This window comes from Paenibacillus montaniterrae (genome assembly GCF_018403185.1).
GTDB lineage: Bacteria > Bacillota > Bacilli > Paenibacillales > Paenibacillaceae > Pristimantibacillus > Pristimantibacillus montaniterrae.
In genome coordinates this window covers 41,113-56,903 of the sequence record NZ_BOSE01000006.1, presented here as the reverse complement: position 1 = coordinate 56,903, position 15,791 = coordinate 41,113, and the positions used below count along the sequence as shown (strand labels likewise).

At 49.9% G+C, this 15,791-nt stretch carries 15 protein-coding genes; 8 read left to right on the top strand and 7 right to left on the bottom strand.

The genetic code is table 11. The features are described from left to right. Positions 1–53: 53 nt before the first annotated feature. Positions 54–272: a hypothetical protein gene (locus KJS52_RS15850; RefSeq protein WP_213517010.1), complete on the bottom strand. Its 219-nt coding sequence runs from the start codon at positions 270–272 to the stop codon at positions 54–56. A 73-nt stretch (positions 273–345) separates the two neighbouring features. Continuing rightward, a complete protein-coding gene (locus tag KJS52_RS15845; RefSeq protein WP_213517008.1) occupies positions 346–1,248 on the bottom strand; it encodes a Nif3-like dinuclear metal center hexameric protein in 903 nt (300 codons plus the stop codon). 316 nt (positions 1,249–1,564) lie between these two features. Between KJS52_RS15845 and KJS52_RS15840 the strand changes: the two genes are divergently transcribed. The 8 genes from KJS52_RS15840 to KJS52_RS15805 all read left to right on the top strand — a co-directional run bounded on the left by KJS52_RS15840 (position 1,565) and on the right by KJS52_RS15805 (position 9,960). Then, entirely contained in the window at positions 1,565–2,299 is a 735-nt protein-coding gene (locus tag KJS52_RS15840) for a hypothetical protein (protein WP_213517002.1), read from the top strand. Between the two features lie 6 nt (positions 2,300–2,305). Beyond that, positions 2,306–3,991: a vWA domain-containing protein gene (locus tag KJS52_RS15835; RefSeq protein WP_213517000.1), complete on the top strand. Its 1,686-nt coding sequence runs from the start codon at positions 2,306–2,308 to the stop codon at positions 3,989–3,991. Positions 3,992–4,056: 65 nt separating this feature from the next. Continuing rightward, positions 4,057–5,196 (top strand): toxic anion resistance protein, encoded by a 1,140-nt coding sequence (locus KJS52_RS15830; RefSeq protein ID WP_213516998.1) that lies wholly within the window; start codon positions 4,057–4,059, stop codon positions 5,194–5,196. A gap of 190 nt (positions 5,197–5,386) precedes the next feature. Continuing rightward, the gene (locus KJS52_RS15825; RefSeq protein WP_213516996.1) at positions 5,387–6,064 is read left to right on the top strand and encodes a response regulator transcription factor; all 678 of its coding nucleotides are present in this window, start codon (positions 5,387–5,389) and stop codon (positions 6,062–6,064) included. Then, entirely contained in the window at positions 6,052–7,263 is a 1,212-nt protein-coding gene (locus tag KJS52_RS15820; RefSeq protein ID WP_213516994.1) for a HAMP domain-containing sensor histidine kinase, read from the top strand. The genes KJS52_RS15825 and KJS52_RS15820 overlap by 13 nt, the downstream gene beginning before the upstream one ends. Before the next feature lie 75 nt (positions 7,264–7,338). Further along, on the top strand, positions 7,339–8,220 hold the full coding sequence (locus KJS52_RS15815; protein WP_213516992.1) for an ABC transporter ATP-binding protein: 882 nt from the start codon (positions 7,339–7,341) through the stop codon (positions 8,218–8,220). Positions 8,221–8,225: 5 nt separating this feature from the next. Next, positions 8,226–9,374: an ABC transporter permease gene (locus KJS52_RS15810; RefSeq protein WP_213516991.1), complete on the top strand. Its 1,149-nt coding sequence runs from the start codon at positions 8,226–8,228 to the stop codon at positions 9,372–9,374. Beyond that, a complete protein-coding gene (locus tag KJS52_RS15805) occupies positions 9,328–9,960 on the top strand; it encodes a hypothetical protein (RefSeq protein ID WP_213516989.1) in 633 nt (210 codons plus the stop codon). Before KJS52_RS15810 ends, KJS52_RS15805 begins: the two co-directional genes overlap by 47 nt. A 388-nt stretch (positions 9,961–10,348) precedes the next feature. On the opposite strand, the gene KJS52_RS15800 is transcribed toward KJS52_RS15805, so the two are convergent. From KJS52_RS15800 to KJS52_RS15780, 5 genes are all read right to left on the bottom strand, one after another. Then, positions 10,349–11,185 carry a MurR/RpiR family transcriptional regulator gene (locus KJS52_RS15800; protein ID WP_213516987.1) on the bottom strand — a complete coding sequence of 279 codons (837 nt, stop codon included), beginning with the start codon at positions 11,183–11,185 and terminating at the stop codon, positions 10,349–10,351. A gap of 185 nt (positions 11,186–11,370) precedes the next feature. Further along, positions 11,371–12,138, bottom strand: coding sequence for a PHP-associated domain-containing protein (locus KJS52_RS15795; protein ID WP_213516985.1), 768 nt, complete (start codon positions 12,136–12,138; stop codon positions 11,371–11,373). Between the two features lie 26 nt (positions 12,139–12,164). Then, positions 12,165–13,004: an energy-coupling factor transporter transmembrane component T family protein gene (locus tag KJS52_RS15790; protein WP_213516983.1), complete on the bottom strand. Its 840-nt coding sequence runs from the start codon at positions 13,002–13,004 to the stop codon at positions 12,165–12,167. Then, a complete protein-coding gene (locus KJS52_RS15785; RefSeq protein WP_213516981.1) occupies positions 12,973–14,898 on the bottom strand; it encodes an ABC transporter ATP-binding protein in 1,926 nt (641 codons plus the stop codon). The genes KJS52_RS15790 and KJS52_RS15785 overlap by 32 nt, the downstream gene beginning before the upstream one ends. Continuing rightward, positions 14,895–15,767 carry a DUF8171 family membrane protein gene (locus tag KJS52_RS15780; protein WP_213516979.1) on the bottom strand — a complete coding sequence of 291 codons (873 nt, stop codon included), beginning with the start codon at positions 15,765–15,767 and terminating at the stop codon, positions 14,895–14,897. The genes KJS52_RS15785 and KJS52_RS15780 overlap by 4 nt, the downstream gene beginning before the upstream one ends. Between the last annotated feature and the right edge of the window lie 24 nt (positions 15,768–15,791).

The window sequence follows — 15,791 nt, the reverse complement described above, 5'->3', positions numbered from 1 at the left end:
GCATGCGCTGCAGCGAAGGTCTTTGCTTTACATATAGATGATCCCGGGGGACATTAGGATTGAGCGTTGTTGTTTTCGTTCAGCTTGCGCTGAGCTTGGGATTGCTCTTGAGCCTGGTTGCCATATAGGCCTTGGCCTGCAACGCCTTCGTTAAATTCTTCAGCAAATTCATTGCCAATTTCAGTTTGGTTGAACTGATTGGTTTCAACCTCTGCATTAGCAGCTTGCTGCTGGCTCAATTTATCCGTTTGGTTGTTGTTTTGGTTAGACATCGTAAAGCTCCTTTCTTTCTTCTTGATATTGGAAAGTCTACTTTATTATGTCTAATTTCTGGCTAATTATTCATTATCCGATCATATAAATTGGATTTGCTGTCAAATGGTGTACTTCCAGCTCTGGGCAGGCTGCCTGCAGCAGCTGCGCAATGTGCTGCATGCCTGGCTGCTCGCTCTCCGCGTGGCCAAGCGTGATCAAGGCGCAAGGGCTGCCGAGCAGAGCGGCATCGCGCACAAACTCCGGCACTTCCCATTCCATGCCCTCGCCTATAATAACGGCATCCAGCTTATGCTTGGCGATCAAAGGAAGCACTGTAGCTCCGTTGCCGCGAAAGCCGACCAGAACGGCTATTTTGGCGCAATGCATATCCTTGCTGCCGGCATAGCGCAAATAAGGCAAATTCAGTCGCTGCTTCAGGTGGTCGATCAGCATCTCCAGAGTAACAAGGGGCAGCTCAACTATTGTTGCCTCTGCTTCCTCTGCGATGATGCTCGTATCCCAGTTTAATTGCTTGATCAGCCCATAGGTTAACAGGTCGGGAGTATGGCGATGGCAGTGATCATGATAGCGATAAATCGCCAGCTGATGCTGCTTAATAAATTGCTCGCGCTTCCAAAATATCTCGCTGCTGTCAACGGCGGGATGCGATTGGTGGTGGCTGTAATAAAGCCCCTCATGCGTAATAATCAGCTCGATGTCCAGCGCTGCGGCTTGCTGCAGCACCTCCTGATTGGCAGCGAAAACAACCGCCACTTTGCGTACCTCTCGATTCTCATCCCCATACAGCAATTGATCGACTGTATGCTCAAGCGGCTGAGACGAGCTCGGCAGTGCAGCTATAATTTGTTTAATGGTGTAGCTCATCGTGCAATAATCATCCTTTACCGTTAATATGCTGTTAGCTTCATCATAACGAATGCGCAATGTTTCGTAAATGCTGACAAGTATTTCTACCGTAGGGGGTTGCGTCATATGATGAAACGAAGGGGCAAAAATTTCGTAAATAGAGGAAGTTCAATAAGCAGGACTTTGATGACGATGCGATAGCGTTGTAGCGTAGTCGACGGCGAATATGTCACGCTCTAGATGCGCTGCGGTGCTCACGTAGCTTGTGCCTACGCTGCGCTCCTCGCTTTCTAGTATCGTGCCATCTTCTTGGTCCTGAAAGCCCAGCTTTTTGAACTCTCATTGGAAGGGAAGTCCAGAAAACAAAAATCAATCATTAACTTACATAATTTATGTGGTAAAATATTAAAGTGAGCAGATGAATGGACGGGGGGTCAACAGGATGAAGCTGTTGAAGCTGGTCGGCGTTTTAGTTGGTGTGATCGCATTAAATATTATTATCCTGTCTCCAGGCTTGTTGGGCGTAGATATTACGAGCAGCTCTGCCTTTGAGAAATCAGTAGCGCTAACGATTCTCATTTTAAGTGCAGCGGTCGTGTTTTACGCTAGCTATATTTATTTGTTTGGACGCACTGGAAAAGTTTTAATCCGAGAAGAAGAGCCTGCAGAAGATGATTATTATGGGCAAGTTGCACGCTATCGCAATCATAAAATATTTTCAGCTGAAGTGAGCATAGCGATGGATCAAATCGAGCGCATGAAGGAAAAGAAGGTTGCCCTGCTTGAAGTGCTGAGCCAGCGCTTCCAGGAAAATGAGCTGAGCTATAAACGGTTCCATAGTGTCATCGTTGGTGTTGAGAAGCTGTTTAATATGAACGTGCAGGGCTTGGTCAACAAGCTGCGCGGCAGCGAGCTGTCTAAGCTTGATCGCATTGATCCGCGTCAGGCTGAGCGGATGTTTTCCAGCAAGGTATGGCAGCAGAAGCTGCAGCTGCATAAGGAGTATACCGATTATGTGAAGGGCTACGTCAGCTCGAATGAAGAAATTTTGACGAAGCTGGATCGGCTGCTGCTCGAAACCTCGCTGCTCAACAGTGCGGATTATCGCGAGCTGGATGAGATGCCGGGCATGAAGGAGATCAATCTGCTGATTGAGCAAACGAAATACTACAAGTAAGGGGGAATGTTAGTGAATAAGAAGCTTATCGCGCTGATCGGAATCGTAGTTGGAGTATTTGCCATTGTATTTATAGGAGTAACGCTTACGTCTAATATGGGCAAGACCGACTCCGAGGTTACGGTCGATGAAGCGAATAAGAGCTTGGCGAAAATCGTTAAGAACATTAATGTGACAACGCGCGAGCCGATCAAGGGGCAGGTTGATATTAACCCAGTCTCACTAGGCGACACGCTGCCTGATATTGAAAAGTTCCCGGTCTCGGTCGAAAACACAACATCGAGCTTTGTCGAGATCTTTGCTTCCAATGAGAAGGCAGGTACTGGTGTTGATGGTTGGCTGAATGAGGTGGCAGAGGAATTTAACAAGCAAGGCATTGAGATTAACGGCAATAAGGTTTCTGTAAAAATTCGCAATATCGCTTCAGGTACGGCGACCGATTACATACGCTCCGGCAAATATGTACCGGAAGCTTTTACGCCATCGCACGAGCTATGGGGCGAGATGGTAAAAGCAGCAGGCGTGAAAACAACGCTTGTAACCGACCGTCTGGTAGGGAATGTAACGGGAATCGTTACGACAAAAACGAAGCATGATGAGCTAATCGAGAAATACGGTGAAATTAGCGTTAAAACGATTACCGACGCGATTGCTGACAATGTGCTGTCGCTTGGCTATACAGACCCGTTCGCCAGCTCGACCGGCTTGAACTTTCTTGTAACTGCGCTGCAAAGCTTTGATTCCAGTGATCTGCTTAGCTCTGCCGCGGTTGCAGGGTTTGAGCGCTTCCAGGCAAATGTGCCATTTATCGCTTCAACAACGATTCAAATGCGCGAGGCTGCGAAAACGGGCATGCTGGATGCGTTCGTACTAGAGTATCAAACCTTTGTCAATGCGACCGATTTCAAGGCAGGCTATGAGTTTACGCCATTCGGCGCACGACATGACAGCCCGCTGTATGCGCTGGGCGATTTGCCTAAGGAAAAGCTGGACATTATTCAAGCCTTCTCTGATTTTGTGAAGCAGGATAAATACCAGGAGCAGGCCAAGAAGAATGGCTTTAACGGGCTTGATGACTATCAATCCCAGCTAGGCAGCATAGATGGAGCAACGCTTTCGGCTGCGCAGCGCCTGTGGAAGGAAAAGAAAAATGCCAATAAGCCGGTTGCAGCGATTTTCGTCGCTGATGTATCGGGCAGTATGGACGGCGAGCCGTTGGCACGCCTTAAGGAATCGCTGCTGAACGGTCAGAAGTATTTGGGCAGAGACAACAGCATCGGCCTTGTTTCCTACTCCAGCAATGTAGAGATTAATTTGCCGCTGGGCGTATACGATACGAATCAGCAGTCGATGTTTGTTGGCGCGGTTGAAAGCTTGCAGGCAGGCGGCGGTACGGCAACCTTTGATGCGGTTGCTGTAGCGATCAATATGCTGCAGGAGGAGATGGCACTCGACAGCAATGTTCGCCCGCTTATTTTCGTACTAAGCGATGGTGAAACGAATGAAGGCCATGAGCTTAAGCAAATTAGGCGTTTGATCGAAGCGTACAAAATCCCGATTTACACAATTGGCTACAATGCCAATATTGATGCGCTTCAGGAAATATCTAAAATTAACGAAGCAGCAAGCATTAACGCAGATACCGATGATGTCGTCTACAAAATCAGCTCTCTGCTTAATGTACAAATGTAATGCACACCTAGACCCGCAGACAAGTAACGAGCAACGTAAACGAGAAAAGTTTTGGAGGGGATTGCATGTCATTTAGTATGGAAGTGGCTGAGCCGGAAGTCATTAAAGCGGTAATTGAGGAAGAGATCAAGCCTGAGCCAGAGGAAGTGAAGCAGCTTCGCGAGCTGGCGAAGAACAATGTGGAAAGCATTATTAAGCTCGATGTCGATTCGTACAACCAGCGCAGCGAAATTTTGCAATCGATTGATAAATTCGGCATGGGGACTATGCGCGCTTCGTCGGAAAAGAACAATATGCTGCAAGTAACGGTAGGCAAGCTTTCCAAGGCAGGCGACGAAGGCGGTCAAGTGGCGAAGGGGCTGTCTGAGCTGCATTTGCAGCTGAAGGACCTGGACCCGAGCGCAGTAGACTTTGCCAAATCAGGTTTGCTTGGCAAGCTGTTCAATCCGCTGCGCAGCTATTTTAACAAGTATCAGAAGGCGGACGTGGTCATTTCCGACATTATTGAATCGCTGGACAAAGGCAAGCAGGTGCTGCGCAATGACAATACGACGCTTGAGCTCGAGCAGCAAACGTTGCGCGAGCTGACCAAGCGCTTGCAGAAGGAAATTCAGCTGGGCATGCTGATGGATACAGAGATCGAAACACAAGTAGAAGCAGCAAAGCTTCGCGATGAGTCAGAGGATAAGATTCGCTTTATTACCGAGGAAGTGTTGTTTCCGCTTCGTCAGCGCGTGATGGATTTGCAGCAAATGCTCGTTGTTAATCAGCAGGGCATTATGGCGATGGAGGTTGTGATCCGCAACAATAAGGAGCTTATTCGCGGAGTGGACCGTGCCCGCAATGTAACAGTATCGGCGCTAAAAATCGCTGTTACAGTTGCAAGCGCGCTGTACAACCAAAAAATTGTGCTGAAAAAAATTGAGCTGCTGAACGAAACGACGAACAACCTGATTAGTGGAACGTCGAGAATGCTGAAGGATCAAGGAGCGGCGATTCACAAGCAGTCGCTTGAAGCGAGCATTTCCGTTGATACGCTAAAGAGCGCATTTACCGATGTGCTGTCCGCTTTGGAGTCAATCAGCACCTACAAGCAGGATGCTTTGCCGAAAATGCGCGACACGATTAACCAATTCCGCGAGCTGGCAGACACTGGCGAGAAGGAAATTCAACGCTTGGAAAAAGGCCAGAAGCTTGGCTTGTAGTATGTAGTATGTAGTATGTAGTATGCAGTATGCAGGGTGTGCCTTAACTACGGATTTATTAGTATAATAGGCTAAAGGCTGTTAAGCGATCCATTCGAGGTAAAGGAATGGGTCGCTTCTTTTATTTAGCTTGATCTTGATCAATAATTGATAAATAATGTGTACACTAAAGGGACAGGGGGTGGCGGTGATGGGCAGCTATAAGCTGTTAATTGTGGATGATGAGCAGGATATCGTGGAGCTGCTGCAGGAGCATTTTCACTACAAGGGCTTCACGGTTATGACAGCAGCCAGCGGCGAGCAGGCAATTGGGCTGGTCGAGCAGCAGCCTGATCTGATTATGCTCGATGTCAATATGCCGCAAATGAACGGGCTGGAGGTTTGCCAGCATATACGCGCCTTGGTTAGCTGTCCGATCTTATTTATTTCCGCACGAGTTGAAGAGGTGGACCGGATAAAGGGATTGAGTGTAGGCGGGGATGACTATATTATTAAGCCGTTTTCACTTATGGAGCTGACGGCAAGAGTCGAGGCTCATATCCGGCGGGATGAACGACATAAGCAGAAAACAAAAATCAGGTTTAGCCATGAGCTGCAAATCGATTATGCAGCGCGGGAGATCAGCTATAAGGATGCCATTATTCCGTTTACGAAAAAGGAGTATGACATTATCGAGCTGCTGTCGATGCATCAAGGACAAGTGTTTGACAAGGAGCAAATTTATGAAAAGCTATGGGGCTATGATGGAGACGGAGATGCGCAAGTCATCGCGGAGCATATAAGAAAAATACGCGCCAAGCTGGCAGCCGCCGGCTCCAGCGTGCCAATCGAAACGGTGTGGGGGATAGGCTACAAATGGAGAAGCTGATTGTCTGGTTCAGACAGCTGTCAATCCCCGTTACCTTTGGCATATATATGACAGTCAGCCTGCTCGTTGCGCTGCTGCTCAGCCTGCTGACTGTTCAAGGGATGGAAATGGTTCGCAGTGACATTACCAAGCTCTATGTAGGGGAGTCCGAAACCTTCTATCTTACGACCCCGGAAGGCAAGCGGTTAGGGGAAGGGGTTGATGTCGTAGTGGATGTGCAGGAGCTTTCCGCTTCCGATAAATGGAAGGTCCATCTGATTGACATTGCTTCCTCGCTCGTAGTGCCGCTTATATTTGCAATTAGTATCGTGCTGGCTGCGCTGCTGTTTTATCGCCAGAAAATGAAAGCTCCGCTCTCGATTCTGAATATGGCTACCGGCCATATTTCTGCTCAGCAGCTGGATTTCAAGGTCGAGTATCCGATCAACGATGAATTCGGCAGGCTGGTGCAGTCATTTGAGGCGATGCGCGCCTCGCTGGCACAAAATTATACGGAAATGTGGCGGATGATTGAGGAGCGCAAGCAGGTGAATGCGGCGTTTTCCCATGATTTGCGCACGCCGTTGACGGTGCTTAAGGGGCAGCTTGAGCTGATCCAGCAGGCTGCGCATGACAGCAGATTAAGCGAGCAGAAGCTTGCGGCGCATTTGGAGAAAATGAGTCAGCAGGTGCAGCGGCTGGAGCATTATGCAAGCAGCATGCAGGAGCTGCAAAGGCTTGAGGAAATCAAGCTGCGGCCAAGGCCGGTCAGCTTGAACGAGCTGGCAGAGCAGATGAAGGAGATCCATCCATTGCTGCAGGCGCCACAAGCGGTGCATTTCAATAGCAGCGAGCTGCCGGAGGGCCGTGTGATGCTTGATACCGATCTGTTGCTGCGGGTCTATGAAAATTTGCTTAATAATGCGCTTGTGTACAGTGAGCGCCGGATCGAAGTAAAGCTTGCTTATCGCGATGCGCAGCTTAGTCTTGTTGTAGCCGATGATGGCAAAGGCTTTAGCAGCGAGGATTTGAGAAGGGCAACAGAGCCTTATTACCGAAGCGAGCAAAGCACGCGGGGCAGCCACTTTGGTCTTGGCTTGTCGATTTGCAGGCTGCTGTGTGAGAAGCATGGCGGCGGCTTGCAGCTGGCTAATCAGCGACAAGGCGGGGCCATCGTCACGGCCAGCTTTCAAGCTGTAAATAAAGTTGAACAAGCTTGATCAAATATTGAAATTTACCAGGTATCATGTCTTCTGTGAGGACATGATACCTTTTTTATAGAGAGGAGAATTTCAATGAATCAGCCGCTAACGCTGCAGATCGAGCATTTGAACCAATTTTATGGAGCGAGACAGGTGCTGTTCGATATTGATTTGCACATTCAGCAAGGGATGTTCGGCTTGCTTGGCAGGAATGGCGCCGGGAAAACGACGCTGATGAAAACGCTCGTAACGCTGCTTCCAGTACGCAAGGGGGAGGTGCGCATTGATGGCGTATTGATCAAGCAGGTGAACAAGATTAGGGAAATGGTCGGTTATTTGCCGCAGGAATTTACGATGTATGGCTCCATGACGGTAAAGGGAGCGATGGAATATTTGGCGCTGCTGAGCGAGCTGCCTCATGCGACAATAAAGCGAAGGGTGCCGGAGCTGCTGGACAAGGTTAATCTGGTCGAGCATCAGCATAAGAAGGTCAAGGCATTATCTGGCGGAATGAAGCGCAGGTTGGGAATCGCTCAGGCGCTCTTGCATGATCCGAAGCTGCTCATCGTTGATGAGCCGACGGCAGGTCTGGACCCGGAGGAGCGCGTGCGCTTTCGCAATCTGTTGTCCGAGCTCGCCGAGGAGCGTATTGTGATCCTGTCGACGCATATTGTCGGAGATATTGAGGCGACCTGCGAGCATATTGCGATTATGCACGAAGGCAGGCTGCTGTTTACAGGCACGGTCCAGCAATTGCTGCAGGCAGCCGCGGGCAAGGTATACACGGTAACCGTTAGCAGAGACCAGGTGCAGCTATGGAAGCAGGGCTACACAGTAACGGGGATGATGATGCAGGGCAATAGCTGCGAGCTGCGCTTGCTGAGTGATGCCCCGATTAACGAAGCTGCAAGCATCGTTGAGCCGAATATTGAGGATGCGTATATGTGGCAGCTTGGGCTGCATCAAGGAGGGTGATTGTCATGAGATTATTGGCAACGGAATGCAGACGAGTGCTGCGATCTCTTCCTTATCTGATCTTTATCGCGGCGTTGCTGCTCATGTATGTGACCAATTATCGTGCCGACGGCTTGGAAAAGCTGCAAAAGCCAAGCCCGAATCAAGCCAGCTATGGGATGAAGGAGGTGGAGCTGCCTGAAGTGATTATGCCCGTGGCGATTCAGATGCTGCAGATGGAATTCGCGAACAATAGCTACACCGCTTATCCTTACGGCTTCTATAAAACAGTAGTGCTTAGTGAAGCGAAGCAGCGTGAAATGGCCGAGCATCTTGCTCTGTTGACAGAAGCTTCCCCGAGCCTAAGCTATGAGCAGTTTAAGCAAACGATGGAGCAGGTCGATCAGTTGATTGGCGGCGGCTCCCAGTACGGCGAAAGCTTTCTTGTCAGCAATTTTGGACAGGTCCCAAAAAGCTACGAGGATGCGCAACGCGATTACGCTGCCATCATCGAGCAGGATCATATTTCGGGCGCTTATGCCAGAATATTTGCCGATTATATCGGCATCATCGCGGGACTTCTGCCTGCATTTATTACAGCAGCTCTTGCGCTGCGTGATCGCAAGGACGGACTGTACGAAAATCTTTATCCAAGATCAATTCGCTCCTGGCGCTTTATTGCGAGTCGATATGCAGCGATTGCAGCGATGGTCATGCTGCCGATTCTGCTGCTTTCTGGCTATGAAACCTACGCTATAGCAAGCAGCTATCCCGAGCAGATGATCGACTACTTTGCTTTTTTCAAATACAGCCTTGGCTGGCTGCTGCCAACGGTGTTAGTTGTTGCTGCGGCAAGTTTGCTTATTACTGAGTGGAGTGGGACGGCCATTGCGGTTGCGCTGCAATTTGCCTGGTGGTTTATGACGCTAATGGTCGGCATTCCATTTATCGACGGCGGCAAGCCCGGTCTGCTGTATATGCCGCGCCATAATGCGCTGGGGAATACGGAGCTTTTTGCGGCGGGCCTTGAGGATTTTATATGGAATCGCCTGCTGTATGCGGCGCTTTCCTTAGTGTTGGTGGCGGTTACGGTTGTTATTTATGAGAAGAAGCGGAGGGGAATGAGAAGTGGGAGAGATTGGCTTGCGCAAAGGCTGGCACATCGCCGTTCTTAATATTAGACATTTTGCTTTGCCGCATATTGGACTATGCTTGCTGCTATTTGGCATCTGCCATGTTTTGTTTGGCAGCAGTCGTCTCGACAGTCAGACGGTAATGACGGTGCTGCAGTATTTTGCTGTATTAACAGGCGTGATTCTGCTGACGCCGCTTACTGCGCCTGAGCAAACGAGCGAGCTGGAGCAGCTGATGAGAACGAAGGCAACCAGCTATGCCTATGTGCTGTTGCTAAGGGCAATTTATAGCTTAATCGCATTAAGTCTATTGCTGGGAGGCTATGGCGGCTTGCTGTACGGGCTCGATTCCGCAATTGAGCTTCCTACGCTGGCAGGCACGTTGGCGACGGCTGTTCTGCTTGGCGGACTAAGCCTGCTCGTGGCGGCGGTCAGCCATCAAGTGGTAGCGGGCTATATGAGCGCTGCTGTGCTGTATATGCTGGCTCTTTTTGCAGGCGAGCGGTTGGGCGTTTTTCAACTATTTGCGACGGGCAAGATCAGCTATAGCGATAAGCTATGGCATGCTGCTGTGGGCTTAGCTTGCATAACCGCTGCTCTTATCTACAAGTGCAAACGGTCTAGCTAGCTTAGCCGAGCGATTGAAAACATGTGCGAGCTGGATATGTGGATGAAGAGATAGAAAATAATATATATAACTTATACACATGTGGATATATCTAAAATGATAGATAGAAATCAAGAAATAGTATCTGTTGTGCACAAAGTATCCACATCTAGTGGATAAGTAGCTTGGGAGCGAGGATAAGCACGAGCGATTGCCCAAAATATGGGGATTAAGCGAAAGCTATAGCGAAATCCGATAGCGAAATGAGATAGCGAAATGAGATAAGCAAAATTGAAAAGAGCAAACCAAAAGAAATAAGTAAAGAGCAAAGCAAACAGGCTCCCACCGTTTTTCGAAACGGAAAGGAGCCTTTGCTCTGTTGTGGCCTTTTAAGGCAAGGTTTGGCCTGTTATTTCGGCAGCAAGGCAGCATATTGCTTTCGCATATGATGCAGCTGCTGCAGCTTGCCGATCGCTTGCTCGCCGCGCAACCCTGTAATTGATATCGCGAGACTATCTATTAAAACCATTGGTGCGACTAATGAATGAAAGGCTTCGCGCTCGCCGCGATCGACCTGCAGCACGATATCGCTGCGGTCAATCAGCTCGGAGACGAGCACATCCGTCACGAGAATGGTCGTATAGCCGGCCTGCTCCGCATGATCGAGAATCACGAGCATTTCCGGCGACTGTCTAACAAAGCCAAAGCACAGCACGACATCGCCTTTGCCGGCATGAACGAGCTTCTCATGCAGCGCATGGCCGCTTTCAGCCATTAGCTGAACGACGATGCCGATGCGATTCAAGCGAAATTGCAGCAGCTGCCCAAGGCAGGCTGCCGAGCCCGGCGCATGGACATAAATATGTCTGGCTTCACATAATTGCGCAACCGCCTGCTGGTAGGCGTCGCTTTGCAGACGCTGCTTCGTTTCCTTAAGATTGGCTGCTGCTGAGTCGAGCATTTGCACCATAATATCCGATTCGGAATGATCGAGCACCTGCTGAATTTTCACAGCGGGGGTAGCATATTGCGATTCGTGGAGCTGCTTCTTGAACGCTTTAAGATTGGCGTAGCCGACTGCTTGCCAGAAGCGGGAAACAGTCGAAATGCTCACGCCCGCGCCTGCTGCAATATCCTCCTCGGTGAAGAAAGGAATCCGCTCTGCTGATTTTAAGATAAAGTCGGCAATTTTTTGCTGGCTTTTGGACATTTGCTCAATCGGAATTTGAAATTGAACGGTAGTCATTGCTTCATCACTTCCTAGTTGACGTTGACATTATTGTAGCGGTGTCTGCCGCATAATTGCAATACAGGCTTGCCGCTGCAAGCTGAAAGCTGGATAAAAGCTGGACGAAGCTAGATAAAAGTTGAACGAAAGCTGGATGAAAGCTGGACAGAGCTAGATAAAAGCTAGGTGCAAGTTGCATAAAGCTAGATAAATGCGGCGGTAACGTCACCGCGCTCCTTCAGCAGCTTCTTGACAAGGCTCGCTGCCTTGACGCGATGTGGCAAATCCTGCGCGATATGGATGCTGTATTGACCCTGCTGCAAAGCAGCGCGCAGATCGGCATAGCTGCCAATTTCCACCTCAAAACGGTTGAACACGGCGCCGAATTGCAGCGGATGATGCGTGTCGCTGCCAACGGTATAAGGAATGCCAATTTCCGCGGCAAGCTGGGCGACTTGCTGTTGCATTTGCTCGCCATAGCTGTACAAATCTTTGCCGTTCATATCAAATGCATGCAAGCGGCGCAGCAGCTCGGGTGGATGAGCGGTAAGTGGATTGCTCTCGCGATACGGATGCGCGCCGATCCGCACCAGATCAAGCTCGTCGCACCAATCAAGCAGCTGCTTCAGCGCTATAAAATTGCTTTTTGCAGTGTAGGGTGTCAGCATATGGCGCAGCATCAAAATGCTGTCGCGCGAGCCGATGACTAGAATATGGCCTTTGTTGGCGACATCAACCTCCATGCCGGGGTACAGCCTCATTCCGTCTACATCGTAGTAATGCTCATAGTAAGGATAATGGCTGTCCAACGCCTCATAAATTTGATAGAAATTGCTCGTATTAAAATGCTCGGTCATCGCAAAGCCGTGCAGCCCTGCTTCGCGCGCCTCGGCAATGCTTTGCTGGAAATAGGTTAAAGAAAACTCCTGTTTTTTCGAAAGCTTTATATGGCAATGCAAATCAATATTCATCGTACCGCTCCTTTCAATTTTCGTACTCAGGCGTCGAAAAAGCTGCCAACATAAAAGACAGCTGCAATATACAGTGCTGACAGTGCAAGAAATACAATATCTCTGCGTCTAATTTTCAAATAAGAAAGCTTTAGCTTTTTCACCTTAGGATCATGCATCGCATAGGTGAAGCCTTTAATCTCCAAAGCTTCAACCGTGGTGCGGGTGCGCTTGGCCGTGTTGAGAATGAGCGGATAGAAGGCTACTACCGAAAGCTTGAAGCTGTAAACGAGCATGCGCCAGCCGAGGAAGCCCTTTTTATCCGGCGATTTGCCGCGCAGACGGTAGGAATACAGGATATTGTTGTACTCCTCGATCAAAATCGGCAGCATGCGAAAGCCATAGGCGACGCCAAAGCTGAATTGAGCAGGCGCACCGATACTGAGCAAGCCGTCGCTTAGCCGCTCAGGGTCCATGCTCGAGAAAACAGCAATGCTGGCGAGCGTTATGACCAGCAGCTTGAGCGTCAAGGTGCTTAACGCCCAAGCGGCAGCCAGCCCTCCGCCAAACATTAAGGATACAATGAGCATATAGGCGGCATCGGAAATCAAGCCGATCGCCAGCACGATGAGGACGAGTACGCTTGGCTTGGAGGAGTAGGTAAGGACTGCAACAGCAAGCAGCAAGCCAAGCAGCACCGCCTTGTTATGAATGAACCATGGGACAATCGCAAAAAACGAGTACCAGGCGATCATAATGCGCGGATCAAAGCGCGAGAGAAAGGTCATCGACTGACCGTACGCTGTGCGCAGCAGCTCAACCTTAATTCGCTCGACGCTGAATTTTTCCCAAAAGCTAGGCTTGTGCGCTGAGTTGGTATATTCCATCTTGTTCCTCCTTGTCTCTGAACTGTTCGACAAACTGGTTGACGCTTAGCGCTGCGCTCGGCAGCTTAAGCGCATGGCTAAGCTGGACAATTTGCGGCGGCACTAATGCGGCTTTATCTAAAAGCTGCGGATGCTGAAATACGTCCGCACTGGTCGTATCCATAATAATCGTACCCTCATGCATGACGATCACGCGTGTTGCCCAATCGGCAACGAGCTGCATATCATGCGTTGCTACAATGATCGCCTGCACATGATCCTGCAGCTCATCAAACAGCTGTGTCATTTCTCGACGGCTCACGATGTCCAGGCTTGCAGTCGGTTCATCCAGCAGCATAATGGTTGGCTTCATCGCCATGCCAATCGCCAGCGTTGCTCGACGCTGCTGTCCTCCGCTTAACAGTCGCCCGTCGCGCTGCTGCAGCTCAGTCAAATGAAAGGTTTGCAAAATATGCTCAATAAAAGGCTCAGTGTTGCTTTGCTTGCGTGCCTTCAAGAAAAACTCGATATCTGCGCGAATATGGTCGGCGATAAACATTTCCTCAGGATTTTGGAAAATAAACGAAACAACATCCGAAAGCTGCTCGGGCGTAACCTTTCTTGTATCCTGACCACAAACGGTAACGGCGCCTGACCACGGCTTGCGAATGCCTGCAATAAGGCGCAGCAGCGTAGATTTTCCGGCTCCGTTATTGCCGATCAGGGCAACTCGCTCGCCAGGATAAATCGCAAGATCAATTCCTTTCAGCGTAGGGCTCATATTGCGCTCAATGCTCTGGTAGCCGCTCGTTGCCGCTTCAACATGCACCAGCGGCTCGCGCCCTGCGCGAGATTGGTTATCTCGCTGCGCAGACTCATTTGTGCTGGGGTGAAGCGGACGAGCTTGGTGCCGCTCGTCATGGTCCAGGCAAGACGCGTGAGCAGTGAGCTGCGCGCCATTGTCTTGGTAAGGCAAGTGAGCAGTATGCCGCTCGTCATGGTCTTGGTGCTGCTCACTCATTGGCCTATGTCCCCGATGAGCGAGCAGGGGTTGAAGCTGCTCAACCGCCTGCTCGATTGTAACGGGATACAATCCATTGCCCGACCTGCTGTCAGCATGCAGCGCGGCAAAGGCTTGCGTAACCTGCGGCGGCTGAATGTGCAGCTCTGTTAGCTCCGCCACAGAGGACAAGGCTTGCTGCGTTGGCCTTGTCCAGCGCACCTTGCCGCCACGGTCGAGCAGCACGACGCTTTTGCAGTAGTCCGCTATAAATTCAGTATGATGCTCAATCACAATAATCGTCTTGCCGTGGCGCTCATTTAACAGCGCGAGCTTATCATAAATGAGCTTGGCATGGGCGGGATCAAGCTGGGCGACCGGCTCGTCGACGATAATAATTTCCGGATCCAGCGCCATGGCTGCTGCAAGTGCCGTCATATGCTTTTGCCCGCCGCTCAGCTGCCAAATCCAGCGTTGCTTCAATTCAGCCATGTCAAGCATATGCAGAGCCTGAAGCGCACGCTCCTTATAATCCTCGTAGCCAAAATTAAGCGGCGCAAACGCCAGCTCGTCGAACACAGTCGGGCGTACTAGCTGGTTTTCAAAATCCTGGAACACATACGCAACATGCTTGGACAACTCCGCGATGGAGGCTTGCGAAGTATCAACGCCATTCACGACAACCTTGCCGGCAAAATCTCCTGTATAGTAGGTTGGAATCAAACCGTTCAAGCATTTGCATAGGGTCGACTTGCCGCTGCCATTGCTGCCAATGATCGCGACAAAATCTCCGCGCTTAATTTGCAAATTCACCTCGCTTAAGGAGTTGCTTTCTGCTCCCGGATAACGAAATGACACATCTTGAACGTCAATGATGATTGATTGGTTGTGCTCAGCTTGCACGCTGCTGGTCATGATAGGCTTTCTCCTTTAGGCTTCTGCTTTTTACGGGCGCGAATGACCGCGATTGCTGCAATAAAGACGATGATCGAGATGGCAAGACTAATCCAGAAGGCGCCGCTGCCGAAATCAGCCTCCCATTCCCAGGAGAAGAACGCATTATCGGATTCCGCCAAAAACTCTGCTGCCGCTGCAACAAATGCGAGAACGATTGCCAAAATGATAAAGCGCGGTGTAACAAAATCTTTGATTGAGCTGGCTGCCCGTCCGTCACGCGGCTTCATGCCCAGCAGCGGTTCAACCTTTCCATAAAGACGCGGCACGAGGTACAGCGTTGGCAGCAGGGCGAACAAGGTGCCAGAGACGACCATCGCATTTAGAAAGGAAAAGCCTTCAATCGCGAGAATGCTTTGCGGCAGTCCCGGAACAGCCTCAAGATCCTCAATCCCGATATACACCTTGGCGATGTCAACAATCGTGCCGAGCAATTGATCAATGCCGATTGCGACATAGGCAGCGACAGCAAGCTGGCGCTTGTTGCGCGGATCCCTTACGAGCATGCCGGCAACGAATACTGCGAGCGAAAACTGAATGAATTTCTCCAATTCGCTAATTCCGCCAAATTGACCGAGCAGAAGCTCGCCGAATATCATTTCGCCTACAGATGCTCCGATTGCCGCATATAGTGAATTGAACAAAATCGCGAAGATCAACGGGATAAAAATAAAGTACTCCACCTTCAGCTCCACAGGTCCAACTCTGAACTCAGGCAACAGCTCTGTAATCATGTTGGAAATGCCATACAGCGACATCGACAAAATAAAAATCATCAGCTTTTGTTGGGATGTTAGCTCCAAACGGTTACGCAATGGGGATAAGCTCATATTACTTCCTCCTCAAATTTGTTT

Excerpts from the sequence above, each read along its gene's own strand:
- KJS52_RS15835 (WP_213517000.1), top strand. The coding sequence starts at position 2,306 with ATGTTAGTGAATAAGAAGCTTATCGCGCTGATCGGAATCGTAGTTGGA.
- KJS52_RS15815 (WP_213516992.1), top strand. The coding sequence starts at position 7,339 with ATGAATCAGCCGCTAACGCTGCAGATCGAGCATTTGAACCAATTTTAT.
- KJS52_RS15780 (WP_213516979.1), bottom strand. The coding sequence starts at position 15,767 with ATGAGCTTATCCCCATTGCGTAACCGTTTGGAGCTAACATCCCAACAA.
- KJS52_RS15830 (WP_213516998.1), top strand. The coding sequence starts at position 4,057 with ATGTCATTTAGTATGGAAGTGGCTGAGCCGGAAGTCATTAAAGCGGTA.
- KJS52_RS15790 (WP_213516983.1), bottom strand. The coding sequence starts at position 13,004 with ATGGAATATACCAACTCAGCGCACAAGCCTAGCTTTTGGGAAAAATTC.
- KJS52_RS15800 (WP_213516987.1), bottom strand. The coding sequence starts at position 11,185 with ATGACTACCGTTCAATTTCAAATTCCGATTGAGCAAATGTCCAAAAGC.
- KJS52_RS15845 (WP_213517008.1), bottom strand. The coding sequence starts at position 1,248 with ATGACGCAACCCCCTACGGTAGAAATACTTGTCAGCATTTACGAAACA.
- KJS52_RS15840 (WP_213517002.1), top strand. The coding sequence starts at position 1,565 with ATGAAGCTGTTGAAGCTGGTCGGCGTTTTAGTTGGTGTGATCGCATTA.
- KJS52_RS15850 (WP_213517010.1), bottom strand. The coding sequence starts at position 272 with ATGTCTAACCAAAACAACAACCAAACGGATAAATTGAGCCAGCAGCAA.
- KJS52_RS15810 (WP_213516991.1), top strand. The coding sequence starts at position 8,226 with ATGAGATTATTGGCAACGGAATGCAGACGAGTGCTGCGATCTCTTCCT.
- KJS52_RS15795 (WP_213516985.1), bottom strand. The coding sequence starts at position 12,138 with ATGAATATTGATTTGCATTGCCATATAAAGCTTTCGAAAAAACAGGAG.
- KJS52_RS15820 (WP_213516994.1), top strand. The coding sequence starts at position 6,052 with ATGGAGAAGCTGATTGTCTGGTTCAGACAGCTGTCAATCCCCGTTACC.
- KJS52_RS15825 (WP_213516996.1), top strand. The coding sequence starts at position 5,387 with ATGGGCAGCTATAAGCTGTTAATTGTGGATGATGAGCAGGATATCGTG.
- KJS52_RS15785 (WP_213516981.1), bottom strand. The coding sequence starts at position 14,898 with ATGACCAGCAGCGTGCAAGCTGAGCACAACCAATCAATCATCATTGAC.